At 35.8% G+C, this 12,093-nt stretch carries 15 protein-coding genes; 8 read left to right on the top strand and 7 right to left on the bottom strand.

What is annotated here, in order from left to right; translation table 11 throughout:
* Nucleotides 1–25 precede the first annotated feature (25 nt).
* Together ACXACQ_RS22095 and ACXACQ_RS22090 are read left to right on the top strand one after the other, a co-directional pair.
* On the top strand, nucleotides 26–913 hold the full coding sequence (locus ACXACQ_RS22095; protein WP_474978181.1) for a helix-turn-helix domain-containing protein: 888 nt from the start codon (nucleotides 26–28) through the stop codon (nucleotides 911–913).
* 119 nt (nucleotides 914–1,032) lie between these two features.
* Entirely contained in the window at nucleotides 1,033–1,692 is a 660-nt protein-coding gene (locus tag ACXACQ_RS22090) for an SDR family NAD(P)-dependent oxidoreductase (protein WP_474978180.1), read from the top strand.
* 51 nt (nucleotides 1,693–1,743) lie between these two features.
* Here the strand turns inward: ACXACQ_RS22090 and ACXACQ_RS22085 are convergent, their stop codons facing one another.
* Entirely contained in the window at nucleotides 1,744–2,916 is a 1,173-nt protein-coding gene (locus ACXACQ_RS22085) for a metallophosphoesterase (RefSeq protein WP_474978179.1), read from the bottom strand.
* 219 nt (nucleotides 2,917–3,135) lie between these two features.
* Between ACXACQ_RS22085 and ACXACQ_RS22080 the strand changes: the two genes are divergently transcribed.
* The 4 genes from ACXACQ_RS22080 (at nucleotide 3,136) to ACXACQ_RS22065 (ending at nucleotide 6,305) form a co-directional block, all read left to right on the top strand.
* Nucleotides 3,136–3,954 carry a sensor histidine kinase gene (locus ACXACQ_RS22080; protein ID WP_474978178.1) on the top strand — a complete coding sequence of 273 codons (819 nt, stop codon included), beginning with the start codon at nucleotides 3,136–3,138 and terminating at the stop codon, nucleotides 3,952–3,954.
* Nucleotides 3,951–4,643 (top strand): LytR/AlgR family response regulator transcription factor, encoded by a 693-nt coding sequence (locus tag ACXACQ_RS22075; protein WP_474978177.1) that lies wholly within the window; start codon nucleotides 3,951–3,953, stop codon nucleotides 4,641–4,643. The genes ACXACQ_RS22080 and ACXACQ_RS22075 overlap by 4 nt, the downstream gene beginning before the upstream one ends.
* Before the next feature lie 282 nt (nucleotides 4,644–4,925).
* A complete protein-coding gene (locus tag ACXACQ_RS22070; protein WP_474978176.1) occupies nucleotides 4,926–5,147 on the top strand; it encodes a hypothetical protein in 222 nt (73 codons plus the stop codon).
* Between the two features lie 252 nt (nucleotides 5,148–5,399).
* Nucleotides 5,400–6,305 carry an NmrA family NAD(P)-binding protein gene (locus ACXACQ_RS22065; protein WP_474978175.1) on the top strand — a complete coding sequence of 302 codons (906 nt, stop codon included), beginning with the start codon at nucleotides 5,400–5,402 and terminating at the stop codon, nucleotides 6,303–6,305.
* Between the two features lie 43 nt (nucleotides 6,306–6,348).
* Here the strand turns inward: ACXACQ_RS22065 and ACXACQ_RS22060 are convergent, their stop codons facing one another.
* Nucleotides 6,349–6,921, bottom strand: coding sequence for a cysteine hydrolase family protein (locus tag ACXACQ_RS22060; RefSeq protein WP_474978174.1), 573 nt, complete (start codon nucleotides 6,919–6,921; stop codon nucleotides 6,349–6,351).
* Nucleotides 6,922–6,995: 74 nt separating this feature from the next.
* Nucleotides 6,996–7,958, bottom strand: a complete 963-nt coding sequence (locus ACXACQ_RS22055; RefSeq protein ID WP_474978173.1) for a GlxA family transcriptional regulator — start codon at nucleotides 7,956–7,958, stop codon at nucleotides 6,996–6,998.
* 198 nt (nucleotides 7,959–8,156) lie between these two features.
* On the opposite strand from ACXACQ_RS22055, the gene ACXACQ_RS22050 reads away from it, so the two are divergent.
* Entirely contained in the window at nucleotides 8,157–8,921 is a 765-nt protein-coding gene (locus ACXACQ_RS22050; RefSeq protein WP_474978172.1) for an alpha/beta hydrolase, read from the top strand.
* Nucleotides 8,922–8,937: 16 nt separating this feature from the next.
* Nucleotides 8,938–9,855: a helix-turn-helix domain-containing protein gene (locus ACXACQ_RS22045; protein WP_474978171.1), complete on the top strand. Its 918-nt coding sequence runs from the start codon at nucleotides 8,938–8,940 to the stop codon at nucleotides 9,853–9,855.
* Here ACXACQ_RS22045 and ACXACQ_RS22040 read toward each other — a convergent pair.
* The 4 genes from ACXACQ_RS22040 to yiaA all read right to left on the bottom strand — a co-directional run bounded on the left by ACXACQ_RS22040 (nucleotide 9,852) and on the right by yiaA (nucleotide 12,019).
* Complete coding sequence (locus ACXACQ_RS22040; RefSeq protein WP_474978170.1) at nucleotides 9,852–10,343, bottom strand: MepB family protein; 492 nt, start codon at nucleotides 10,341–10,343, stop codon at nucleotides 9,852–9,854. The two genes, ACXACQ_RS22045 and ACXACQ_RS22040, sit on opposite strands and share 4 nt — an antisense overlap.
* Nucleotides 10,344–10,368: 25 nt before the next feature.
* Nucleotides 10,369–10,722 (bottom strand): DUF4260 domain-containing protein, encoded by a 354-nt coding sequence (locus ACXACQ_RS22035; protein WP_474978169.1) that lies wholly within the window; start codon nucleotides 10,720–10,722, stop codon nucleotides 10,369–10,371.
* A 70-nt stretch (nucleotides 10,723–10,792) separates the two neighbouring features.
* A complete protein-coding gene (locus ACXACQ_RS22030) occupies nucleotides 10,793–11,374 on the bottom strand; it encodes a Crp/Fnr family transcriptional regulator (protein WP_474978168.1) in 582 nt (193 codons plus the stop codon).
* Nucleotides 11,375–11,536: 162 nt separating this feature from the next.
* The gene (gene yiaA / locus ACXACQ_RS22025) at nucleotides 11,537–12,019 is read right to left on the bottom strand and encodes an inner membrane protein YiaA (protein WP_474978167.1); all 483 of its coding nucleotides are present in this window, start codon (nucleotides 12,017–12,019) and stop codon (nucleotides 11,537–11,539) included.
* Between the last annotated feature and the right edge of the window lie 74 nt (nucleotides 12,020–12,093).

The raw sequence follows: 12,093 nt of genomic DNA, 5'->3' as shown, positions 1-12,093 counted from the left end.
ATTATAAATTTCGTAAAAAAACTGAATGGAGAGGGCAGATATACCCGTATTTGAAACATTTGATGAGTTGTATGGTGCTATTGATTTTCCACATCGTAGTCACATACCTGACTTTGATATTTTTGCTGTTGAAGATATGGAACCCTCATCCAGAAGGTGCATGGCGCCATATAGGCAAGGTTTCTATCAAATAGGTGTGTTAAGCTATTTGGGAGATACTGAGCTGAACGTGAACACCAACATGCTAAGTTTGAATGGGTACACTTTGTTTTTTGTGGTACCCGGCCAGGTATTTTCGTGGTTAAGGGATAAGAACATGACTGGCTATTTTATCATGTTCAGGAAGGAGTTTCTTGGAAATTCTTTTCTGAACATGGTAAATGATTTTCCATTCTTCAAGATTTCTGAGCACAATTCCTTTCTGTTAACAACAGAAGAGCACAATTCCATGCTTTTTGATATGCAGCGGATGCATTCTGTATTTAAAAATCCGCATCCATACCAAGAGAAAATGTTGGAAGGGATGCTGGGCTCTTTACTTTATTTCTGTAAGGCTATTTTTGAAAGAAATAAAACCACAGAAAATCATTTGTCAAGATCTCATATTATTTTTAATAAATTTGAGTCTTTGGTCAATAAGCGATATGTAGATACTAAAAATGTGAGTGACTACGCAGAGGAGTTGAACATTACGGCCAACTATCTGACCACCACAGTGAAAAAGATAACTGGGAAGAGTGCTAAAGATATTATAAATGAAAGGTTACTAGTAGAAAGTAAAAGTTTACTTAAATACTCAGGGTTGGATATTGCGGAAATTGCCTTTAGGCTAAATTTTCATGAACCAACTCATTTTACAAGGTTTTTTAAAAAGTTGAGTGGGGTTACGCCCAACCAATATAGAAAAACATAGTTGATTGAAACTGAACAAAATAGAGCTATAGATTGATATTCATATTGTATAAACACATTAAAATTGTCCTTTTGAGGAGCAACATTTGATAGATTATATGAAATTAGACTAGGAATGTTATGAATGAGAATAGGGTTGCATTAGTTACAGAAGCAGGGAATGGATTAGGAAAGACCTTTGCTAATATTTTATTAGAAAATAATTACGAGGTGATATTGGCGGCATGTGGAGAGTGTTTTCATTCGCTGGCAGAAGAAGGAGAGGCCGTTAGAGGATACCAATTGATAGACACAGATTTCACCTCAGTAGAAAGTCTGTCTCATTTATCTGAAAGCCTAAAATCTTCTTTCGGTAAGTTAGATTTGCTGATTAACAATGCAGAGGTCGTCAATGGCTTTGGGCAAAAGATAGACCAGCTAGACCTAACGGATATCAAAACTGTATATGAGATTAACTTTTTTGCAGTAATAAGAATTATTCAATTACTGAAGCCGTTGCTAGAGAAAAGTGAGCACCCTAAGATAGTTAATATCACCAGCGCTATGGGAGATATTAATAAGATGAAAGATGAGGCCTTTTGCTACTCCAACTACTGCCTCACCGCCTATGCTACCTCAAAAGCTGCCCTCAATATGTACACTCACTTGCAGTGTAAAGAATTTATCCCTTCCAAAATTGATATCCTTTGTTTTGATCCTATTGTAATGAATAATTGTACGCACAATTCAGTGAACTTTTGCAATGAGATTAAAACTGATTTTGAGAAGATCATAAGCTGATACTTGAAATGTAAATTAAAAAACCACTTGATGTATCAAGTGGTTTAGTATTCAAAGCTTAACAATGCTACCATCAGCTAAAGCCCTGTAGTAACCATTTTCGTTTATTAGCAAACCTTCGGAGTCACCACTAGGCCAGTTTTTATGATAGTCTTTGGGGTGATATACATCTATTGCAAATACCTTTCCTCTATAGTATTTAGATACTCTGGATTGTAACGTATGCCCTACAATAACGGCTTTTGCACCAAACTTTTCTAACGGTGCGTTTACTTCGTCCTCCGAAAGGTTCTCTTTGAAATACCCTCTGTACCAACATATTCCTTTTTTAGATGATATTAACAGCTCTTTTTCATCTGCATTTGGTTTAGGATATGGAGCATATCCATAGGTTGATTTTAAGTAATTATTTATTTCTGAAATGTCCATATCTAATTTTGCTACGTCAGGATGTAGACCTCCATGGACAAAAACATTTCCATTGATATATTCTATACAATTTTTGCTTGCCAGCCACCGGCCCATAAGAGAGTTTTTATTGTATAGCTTGGATTGGCTTGTGCCAAGCATAGCTGCCACAAAAGTATATTTTAGTGCTGCTGCCTGATGATCGCCATACATGTTTTTGAGTTCATGATTTCCGAGGATAAAATGAACTTGGCCTCCAGCTTTTTTAGCTTCTTGCTCCATTTTATATATTAACCAAAGCACTTGTGTAGTGGAGAAGCCTCTATCTACAAAGTCGCCTAACAATACCAAATGATTGTGGCCAAATGTCCAATGGAGGTTATGATCAATAACCTGATTGTGAATGAGAAAATCACGAAATGTATTAAAGCCACTTTCAATATCAGAAATTGCCAGAATATTGTTGTGGTCATTGTAAATCACCGGAGTTGAAGTGACCACAGGGTTAATCTCTACATTAAAAAATGTAGAATCTAAAGGGAAATGAACCGTTGTTTGAAAGGGGCTGTCTGTAGTGTGTTTAGAGTTTTTGATATAGAAACCATCGTCTTTATTGCCTTTGATATACTTTACATGCAATAAGCTGTCATTTTTATAAAAAACATAAGGGCCTTCACCATCAAAATTTAAACGTTTGGAGTTGTGATTAAAAGTTGCTCTGGCGCCTATAGACAATCCAATAATTATAGTAACAGCTAGCAGCAATACTATAGTGATACCAGCATGTTTTAGGTATTGCAAAATTGTTTTCTTCATCTTCTTCTATGTTTTAATGTTCAACATTGCTTTTAGACGAAGATGTAGTGCATTATTAAGTTAGATAAATTAAAGTGATGTATCGGTTGATTATAGGCTTATAAAGCTTTTATCCCGTGAGTAAATGGTTTTATCACATTCTCGATGAGGTTGAGCCCTGATAAGTAGGTGTTTATCACTATTAATCTCAGAAAATGTTTTATCTCCTTACCTTGCAGCATGATCTACAGGTTGAAGAATAATCTATGGCTGATTGTAAAAGTGTTGGTAGCATTTTCTATTGCCTTGCCAATAGGAATTACCACTTACGAAATCATTTTTTTAGGTAAAGAATCGGTAATGTTTCTCGGAGGATTTCCTTCTGTGGTGGGCATTGCGGTAATGGTGTACTATAGTTTACTTTTAGTTGTAGCCTTAATATGGCTTGCTCTGCAGTTAAAGTCCATCATAAATTTGAAAAATGAAAAGATAAGAAATGAAGTGCTGTACCTACAAAATCAGGTGAACCCGCACTTTTTCTTTAATATGCTCAATAATTTGTATGGAATGATAGGCAAAGATGCAGATGGAGCAAAGCAGGTGGTACTGAAGTTATCTGAGTTGATGCGCTATAGTATTTATGAGGCAGAGAAAATAGAGGTGCCCATAAAGGAGGAAATTGCTTATTTACAAAATTATGTTGCGCTTCAAAAAATGCGATATCACAAACAATTTGATGTGACGTTAGACCTACAGCTGAAGGATGAAAATGTGCCTGTAATACCCCTTCTATTTATTATTTTAATAGAAAATGCTTTTAAACATGGAGTGGAAAGCCTTAGAGCTAATGCATATATAAAAGTGGTTTTAGCAGTTGATCGTCAAATGATTAAATTAGAAGCTGTTAATAATTATGATGAACAAGCCGATGAAAATGGCAATGGTATTGGTTTAAAAAACCTCAAAAGAAGGTTAGAGTTGGTATACCCTCAAAGGCACACTTTGCATTTGAGTAAAGAAAATGCAGTATTTAAGGCTAATTTAATGATAAGAATATGAGCAAGTACATGATCGTAGATGATGAGCATATGGCTCATGAAATAATTAAAGATTACTGTGATCTGCTTCCTGGGCTTAGCCTGGCATATCAGTGTTATGATGCTCTGGAGGCTTTAGAGTACCTCCGAAAGCATAGTGTGGATTTAATATTTTTGGATTTGAATATGCCCAAGCTTAAGGGCTTTGATTTTTTAAGAACATTGCCTAGGGCTCCTAAAATTATAGTTACCACGGCCTATCAGGAGTATGCCTTAGAAGGATATGAGTTGGAAATATCTGATTATTTGCTGAAGCCATTTAGCTTTGAAAGGTTTTTGAAAGCGGTTAATAGGGCCGTTGCGGAGGAAAAAACGCAGATTGTGAACAGTGTGGATAACTCTGAACAGCATATTTTTCTTTATGAAGGCAAAAAGCATGTACAGGTAAAGGTAAATGAAATCTGCTATGTAGAAGCTGCAGGAAATTACTGTAAGGTAGTGCTGACAGGAGAAAGTGTTATGGTAAGAATTAAAATTTCAGACTTACTAGCCAAATTGCCAGCAGGTAAATTTATGCAAGTTCATAAGTCCTTTCTGATAGCTAAAGATAAGGTAAAGAGTGTAGAAGGAAACCGTATTTTACTTGCTAATCAATTAATTCCTATTGGCCAACTCTATAAAAACCAAGTCAATAACTTTGTAAAACCATAGCTTAGAGATAAGAATAGATTGCAATTATTGGTTTGTCTAATAAATCATTCCTAACAAATGTCATTTTTAGAAATGACTACCTTCAGTGCTAGCGGGACCACAAACTTGTAAGTTTATGATGTTTCCTAAGCGGCTTTAATATATGAGTTGAAAGCTTTCAGGTGTTATGCACTTAATAGGATAAAGTATCGAAATACCTGTTTTCAGGTTCTTATTTTACTTATATTCAGTTGTCTAGGTCTTTAACTTGTATTCCATTATTAATTGTTAAACCCTACTGTTATGCAAGATTATATCAAGTTACAAAGTGCCAATGGTGAAGAACAATTGATTTTCACTCAAAATATAGTTAGAGTTCGTGAGATCAGTTCCCAACCTGATAACTACCAGATTTTAATTAATCTTATAGATGGAAATAAGGTGTATGCCTATATTTCAATGGCGGAATTTGAACGTGCCGTTAATGGGGAAGTTGCAGAGGCCGTAACAGAACCCACCGTTTGAGTAGTTAAATAGTTTTTCTTATACAAGGCAATAGCAGGTTGTAGTATACAACTTGCTATTTTTTTGTGGCAGTATTTCATCAAAATGTGTGCAAGTACATTTCTTTTGGCATTTTTCTAAATTATTCAGGGCTAATTCTTGATTTTAGGCCTATTTGATCTTAAAAGAAGATTTCATTAAGAGATGCAATGATTTGATTAATTCATTGAGTATGGTAACTCGGAGTTTTGTTGAAACAAAAGAAATAAAAATATGAAGATTGTTTTAACAGGCTCTATTAGCCAAATAGGCAAGCCCTTAACGAAAGAATTAATTGACCTAGAGCATGAGGTTACAGTAATAAGTAGTAGAAAAGAACGTATTGCCGATATTGAGGCATTGGGCGCGCAGGCAGCTATTGGTTCTATGTACGATGAGTATTTCTTAACGGAGACATTTCAAAATGCAGATATAGTTTACCTTATGGAAACCCATGATGCAGTAGGTGATATGTTTGACAAGAGCCTTGATTTTATCGGTAATATTAAATCTATAGCCAAAAATTATAAGCAAGCCGTAATAGCTGCAGCAGTAAAGAAAATAGTGCATTTAAGCAGCATTGGTGCGCATATGCAGGAGGGTAATGGTATTTTGAAATTTCACACCAACTCAGAAAATATATTAAATGAATTGCCTGATGATGTAGCTATTAAGTTTATGCGTCCTGTTGGGTTTTATACTAATATGTATTCATTCATACCTACCATCAAATCAAAGGGAATGATTATTTCTAATTACGGAGGTGATAAAAAGGAGCCTTGGGTAGCACCATTAGATATTGCTGAGGTAATAGTGGAGGAGATGAATAAGCCCTTCGAGGGGCGTATGATTAGATACATTGCCAGTGATGAAGTGTCGCCTAATGAAATTGCTCAGGCACTAGGCAAGGCCATTGGAAAGCCGGATCTTAAGTGGAAAGTTGTCTCCAGTGAAGATTTGTTACAAGGCTGGTTAAGTATAGGCTTTAATCAACAGATAGCTGAAGGTTTTGTAGAGATGCAAGAAAAGCAGGGTAGTGGTGTTTTATATGAAGATTACTACAAACATCAACCAAAATTAGGAAAGGTGAAGCTGGTAGATTTCGCTGCTGATTTTGCCAAAGCCTATCAAAATGATTAAGAAAAAGCTCATGAATGATAGGATATCATTCATGAGCTTCAATTTATGCGTTTAAAGCTTTTATGAGATCATTAGTATTCATTACATTAGCAAATTCATCGTTTAAGCTGGCAAGTGTAACCTGATGGACGGTCTCAGCATCAAAATGCTGCCCGTTAATGCCTTTTCTGTCAAAAGTAGCAGTAGCATCAGCGATCAAATAGGTCTCAAATCCGTAATTTCCAGCCATTCTAGTGGTGGTAGAAACACAGTGGTTGGTGGTTAAGCCTACTATTACCAGGCGTGTTATATTTAGCGTTTCTAGTTGTTGTTTTAAATCAGTGCCAATAAAAGCGCTATTGACATTTTTAATGATTACAGGCTCGTGCTTTAACGGTTGTATCATTTCTATCATTTGAAAACCTTCAGCAGATGAATGAAGAGGTGAGTTTGGGTTTTGTGAAGCATGTAAAACGTGGAAAATAGGTTGATCCAAACTTCGAAAAGCTTTTAAAATTTCAACTATATTTTCTTCTGCAGTAGGGTTGTTTCTATTGCCTCCCCAATATTCTTCATCTACAAAGGCCTTTTGTACATCAATAATGATTAAAGCGGTATTTTTTCCTTTTAACGACATGGCTATTCTTGTTTTGAATGAATTACAAAAGTATAAGGCAACTCTACGACAAAAAAGGACAAAAAATGGACATTTTAGGCCAGTGTTTGTTTCAGTTTTGAAGGGAGCGTATTTAATTCTTTTTCTAGTAAAACCCTTAGCTGTTTAGAGGTATTGAAGCCGCAGAGTTCTGCTATATGTTCTATCTTGTAGTCTGTATGCATAATTAAGCTTTTAGCTTTTTCTACTCTTAATTTATTGCGGTATTCCGCTATGGTAAGGCCTGTTTGTTTTTTGAAAATGCGCGTTAGGCTTCTGGGGCTGCAGCTAGTTAATGAAGCTAGAAAATCAATGGTAGAGGGTTTTTCTAAGTGAGATACAATCCAATCTTGCACGATATGAACCTGTGTGTTATGGTGATTTCTGTTTTGAAGATATATACTCTCTTGCGCATCAGCTCCAGCTCTTCGTCTGTATATCACTAGCTCTTTTGCAATGGTATTTGCAGTGGAAACGCCATGCCTTTCTTCTATTAAAAACAGCGTAAGGTCTATGCCCGTGGCCACTCCTGCGCTAGTATATACGTTTTCATCTTTGGTGAAAAGTACATTTTCTTCAACTAAAGCAGAAGGGTAGTTTGCTTTCAGTGTTGAGATGGCTTTCCAATGTGTGGTGCATTTTCTATTATTGAGTAAACCAGATTTCGCCAATAAAAACGCCCCAGTACATATACTACAAATGGTAGTCTCTTTCTGATGAGCTTCCTGTAGCCAATCAAAAAAGGTTTGATCCTCTTTTAGTAGCTCGAGTTGACTCATGCCTACACCACAAATAATAATGATGTCTTTTTTTTGGGGCCTAGCATTTTTAAAGTCTATTAGGTTTGCAATAGAAAGTCCCGAGGCATCATTTATTGCTCTTTCATTACTGAGATAATGCAAATGGTAATGGTGCCCTAAATCAATAGCTTCTTGAAATACTTGTACTGCCCCTGCCAAATCAATAAGCGTGAATTTTAGAGGCAGGTAAAAGTATACGTCAGCATATGATTTAGTCATTTTAGAATGCTATTAATGAGCTTAAATGTACAGATAAACTCAATAAAGTTAAAATGGAAAGTTCATCGTTTGGCTAACCATATATTGAATGTGAGCCATAGTGAATAATGTTATATCTATGATGAATACGGTTTATATTCAGTGAGTAAATAGAGAGAAATTTGCTTCATAATTAATAGACATAGATAATCGAATGTTATGAAAAAATTGTTTCTAATTTTACTATTGGCGGTTTCCATAAAAGCAGTAGCCTCAGTAGCAAAGCCAAAACCTCATATTTATTTATTTGTTCCTGGTGCTTGGGATGGAGGTTGGGATTACGCACAGGTAGACTCTATTTTTAGAGCTCATGGCGATGTGGTGTACAGGCCTACATTAACAGGATTGGGCGAAAGGGTGCATTTATCTAGTACTGATATCAATTTAACCACTTATATAAATGATATAGTTAATGTTATCAGGTTTGAAAACCTTCATGATGTAATACTTGTAGGCCATAGCTATGGCGGAATGGTGATATCAGGTGTGGCTGAAGTAATGCCTGAGCGTATCAGTCACCTTGTTTATCTCGATGCTATGGTGCCTAATGATGGAGAGAGTGCTAAAGACGTGTGTGGAGACTTGTGGGAGCAACTTATGGAGCCTCATATAAAAGATGGTTATATGAATTATCCGTTTGGAACGCCAAAAAGTACGCCTCCTACAGATGTGCCTCAACCTTTAAAAACTTTCACAGAACCTTTATCTTTAAGTAATCCTTTAGTTAAAAAAATTCCTGCATCTTTTATTCAGATGGTGCACAATGGCAAGGGTAATGGTGCCACCGATAAGATGGGAATTGATAGAGCGAAGCAAAAAGGATGGAAAGTGTACAAATTTGAAGGAGGACATTATTCTATGCGTGAGCAGCCGGGAAATCTAGTAAAGAAGCTAGAGATGATAATTGAAAAAGAAGGTAAATAGTTATATTCTGAACTCTATGAAAAGCAAAGTGATTCATCAGATCAGCACCATTAGTGAATACCATAAGGTGATGGGCTTGTCAAAGCCGTTGCACCCATCTATTAGTATTGTAAGCAATGAAGAAGCTTCACTACCTTGCAAGACTCAAATGAGCTTTGCCTTTAACTTCTACTCCATTGTGCTAGATAGAAATTTCCAGGGTAAAATGAAGTATGGGCAGCAGCAGTCTGATTTTGATGAAGGAGTTTTGTTTACTATGGCTCCGGGCCAGGTTTTTAAAGTAGAAACTGATGACCACAATATAATTAACAGATCGGGATGGGTGTTACTCATTCATCCTGATTTTTTGTGGAATACGGCTTTGGCAAAAAACATAAAACAATATGAGTTTTTTGATTATTCGGTTAATGAAGCATTATTTCTATCTGATAGGGAAGAGCGAGTGATAGAAGAAATTTTAAAGCAAATAACTCATGAACTAGAAACGAATATCGATAAATTCAGTGATTCAGTAATTATGGCTCAGTTAGAGTTGCTTTTGACTTATACTAACAGGTTTTACCAACGCCAGTTTATCACCAGAAAGGTAAATAGTCATTCTATATTGCAAGAGGCTGAGAAATTACTAGATGGCTACATTAATAGCGGTAAGCTGGCCACAGAAGGCATGATTACCGTTATACAATTGGCAGCTACCTTAAATATTTCACCTAATTATTTAAGTAGTTTGCTTAAGGTGCTGACGGGCCAAAACGCACAACAATTTATCCAAAATAAGATTATTGATTACGCTAAAACAAAACTTTCAACCACTACACTTAGCGTAAGCGAAATTGCCTATGAGCTAGGGTTTGAATACCCTCAATCTTTCAGCCGCCTGTTCAAAGCTAAAACCAGTCAATCGCCTTTAGAATTTAGAAAGGCCTTTTATTAAATAGATAGCAGTTCAGCTATTTTATCCGGACTATAGCCCTCTTTCAGCTCATGAAAATAGTCCGATTGCCATTTTTGAGATTTTTCAGCTTGTTTGCTCGTTACCTTATCCCAAGGGGCATATACTCTAAATGCTCTTTTGCCTTCCTTTTTATTGGTACTGACAATTCCTTTTTGTGTCAAAATTGATTTAGGTATTACAAAAATGCCAAAATTATCTTCATTGATAATGATGACCATAAAAAAATCAAAGCTGTCAAGTTCATGAAAAGGAGCTATAGGACCATGCTCGCTGCGCTTCCAAAAGGTAACAAATTGTCCGGCTTTCTTTGGGGTTAGCTTAGCTGTTCTACATATAAATCGGTTATGATTGAGTCTAAATCTGCATGCTTCATATTCGCTACTTTCCGCATCATTTTCAAAATGAGATACGGAAATACCTAGCTTATTGAAAATATAGGTTTGAAGGTGCGTTAAGTGTAAATGCATTTCAGACTTGGAAGTAGAAGTAATTTTAATTTTTGGCCATATTACTAAGATGAGTATGCTTAAAACTATCGTTGTATTTAAGGCCAAACCCAAATATACGATCCATAGCGGCATGAGCAAATAAAATGCTGCCACATAAGATAATGAGAGGGCTGTTGAATATAAATCCCATTATAAGTACAGTTATAGCCAAAAACTTGTGATGAAATATATTGTATAACATTGCACCAGTGCTGAGGTTGAACAAATACCCAGCCATAGATACGTCAGGCAATAGAAGGCAAGCGGGGAATACCCACCAAGGGTAATTTAGCTGATTGAAGAAGTATAAAGCGAGCAAAAACTGACCTACATTTTCAAGTTTTATTAAGTTTTTCATAGTCTTATTCTTTTTGTTGGTGAACTTTTACAAAGTTGAACAACTAGCAACTATGAAATCTTGATAAAAATCAAGGTTTTAGTGTTTGCTTTTTTCTAATTCGGCTGAAAGTTTCTGCTGACATACCCAGTACAGAGGCTATGTGATGGAGAGGTACTTGGTTAAATAGCTCTTTGTTTTGCTGGTAATACCGCTCATACCTTTCTTCTGCACTCATCGATAGGTGAGAAAATACCCTGTCTTCTAGCATGGCAAAGCACTTGATGATAAAACGCTTTTCAATTTCATGCCATTTGGGTAAGGCATCGCATAGTTTTAAGTAGCTACTTTTACTTAAGGTTAATAATTCGGTGTCGGTATAAGTCTGAATGTTCCATCTGTTGGGCTCGTTAAAAAAGAAACCAATGGCTTCTGTTATCAGGTAGTTTTCGGTGGTAATCCATTGAGTAATATCTTTTCCTTCATCGGAAATGGCATAAATTCTTAAAATGCCAGATTTTACTATGCTTAATTTGTTACAAACTTTGCCGGCACGTGTGAAATATTCATTCTTAGCTAAATGCTCTTCTCTAAAGAATGATTTAATAGTAGTTAGTTCCTCTTCGCTGAGTTTACCAAAATAGGTTTGGATTAATTGATTGAAGTTCTTCAATGTAGCTTTGCCTATGATTATTGTTTATTTAATAATAACCAACTTACGCTAGTTGAACAAGCAAAGTGTTAAAACATATTAAACCAAAAAAAAAGCTACTTTACTATGCATAAAATTCATTCTTACACATAATAAAGTAGCTATAGTTTATTTATTCAGCCGTTATTTTTCTGATTTGGAGTAACCCTGTAAGTCACGTGTATTTTTTTGTACTGCAATGGCCGAGAACATGCTCAATAGGAAACTCATGCCATAAAACCCTTTTTCACTTAGGGTAAGCTCGGCATTCCAAAGCCCTACAACCAATAACGTAACGGATAGCAATGCTGAAAACCAGCTGATACCATAATAAATATCTGTAACAGGAATGCCTTCAAGCCTATCTCTTACACTTTTTTGAACAGATACTACCGAAAATAATCCAAACATTATGATAGAGAAATAGTATCCTTTTTCATTCAATAGCATTTCAGCATTATAAAGACCAATAAAGTAGGCCGTCATACCGACAATTAGTGTTGACCAAGACACCGCCACAAATGCATTTGAAGGCTTGCTTATGTTTGCATTGTTCACCTCTCTTGTGTCTTTCTTTGTTGAAGTATTATTTTCTTCTGTCGGAGTTGCGAATGTGCTTTGATTCATATCTTTAATTATTTGATTATGAAACAAAGATGGGGGTTCCTAGAATCGAAAACATTTACATATGTAAAGAAAAC

Source organism: Fulvivirga sp. AWR4_260 (assembly GCF_056158185.1).
Note: the sequence above shows the minus strand (reverse complement) of the source record. Positions and strands in the feature narration are given on the sequence as shown.

Bases quoted from the DNA above. Each gene is read 5' to 3' on its own strand.
- ACXACQ_RS22050 (WP_474978172.1), top strand. From the start codon at position 8,157: ATGAAAAAATTGTTTCTAATTTTACTATTGGCGGTTTCCATAAAAGCA.
- ACXACQ_RS22040 (WP_474978170.1), bottom strand. From the start codon at position 10,343: ATGCATTTACACTTAACGCACCTTCAAACCTATATTTTCAATAAGCTA.
- ACXACQ_RS22065 (WP_474978175.1), top strand. From the start codon at position 5,400: ATGAAGATTGTTTTAACAGGCTCTATTAGCCAAATAGGCAAGCCCTTA.
- ACXACQ_RS22075 (WP_474978177.1), top strand. From the start codon at position 3,951: ATGAGCAAGTACATGATCGTAGATGATGAGCATATGGCTCATGAAATA.
- ACXACQ_RS22070 (WP_474978176.1), top strand. From the start codon at position 4,926: ATGCAAGATTATATCAAGTTACAAAGTGCCAATGGTGAAGAACAATTG.
- ACXACQ_RS22045 (WP_474978171.1), top strand. From the start codon at position 8,938: ATGAAAAGCAAAGTGATTCATCAGATCAGCACCATTAGTGAATACCAT.
- yiaA (WP_474978167.1), bottom strand. From the start codon at position 12,019: ATGAATCAAAGCACATTCGCAACTCCGACAGAAGAAAATAATACTTCA.
- ACXACQ_RS22055 (WP_474978173.1), bottom strand. From the start codon at position 7,958: ATGACTAAATCATATGCTGACGTATACTTTTACCTGCCTCTAAAATTC.
- ACXACQ_RS22080 (WP_474978178.1), top strand. From the start codon at position 3,136: ATGATCTACAGGTTGAAGAATAATCTATGGCTGATTGTAAAAGTGTTG.
- ACXACQ_RS22035 (WP_474978169.1), bottom strand. From the start codon at position 10,722: ATGAAAAACTTAATAAAACTTGAAAATGTAGGTCAGTTTTTGCTCGCT.
- ACXACQ_RS22090 (WP_474978180.1), top strand. From the start codon at position 1,033: ATGAATGAGAATAGGGTTGCATTAGTTACAGAAGCAGGGAATGGATTA.
- ACXACQ_RS22060 (WP_474978174.1), bottom strand. From the start codon at position 6,921: ATGTCGTTAAAAGGAAAAAATACCGCTTTAATCATTATTGATGTACAA.
- ACXACQ_RS22095 (WP_474978181.1), top strand. From the start codon at position 26: ATGGAGAGGGCAGATATACCCGTATTTGAAACATTTGATGAGTTGTAT.
- ACXACQ_RS22085 (WP_474978179.1), bottom strand. From the start codon at position 2,916: ATGAAGAAAACAATTTTGCAATACCTAAAACATGCTGGTATCACTATA.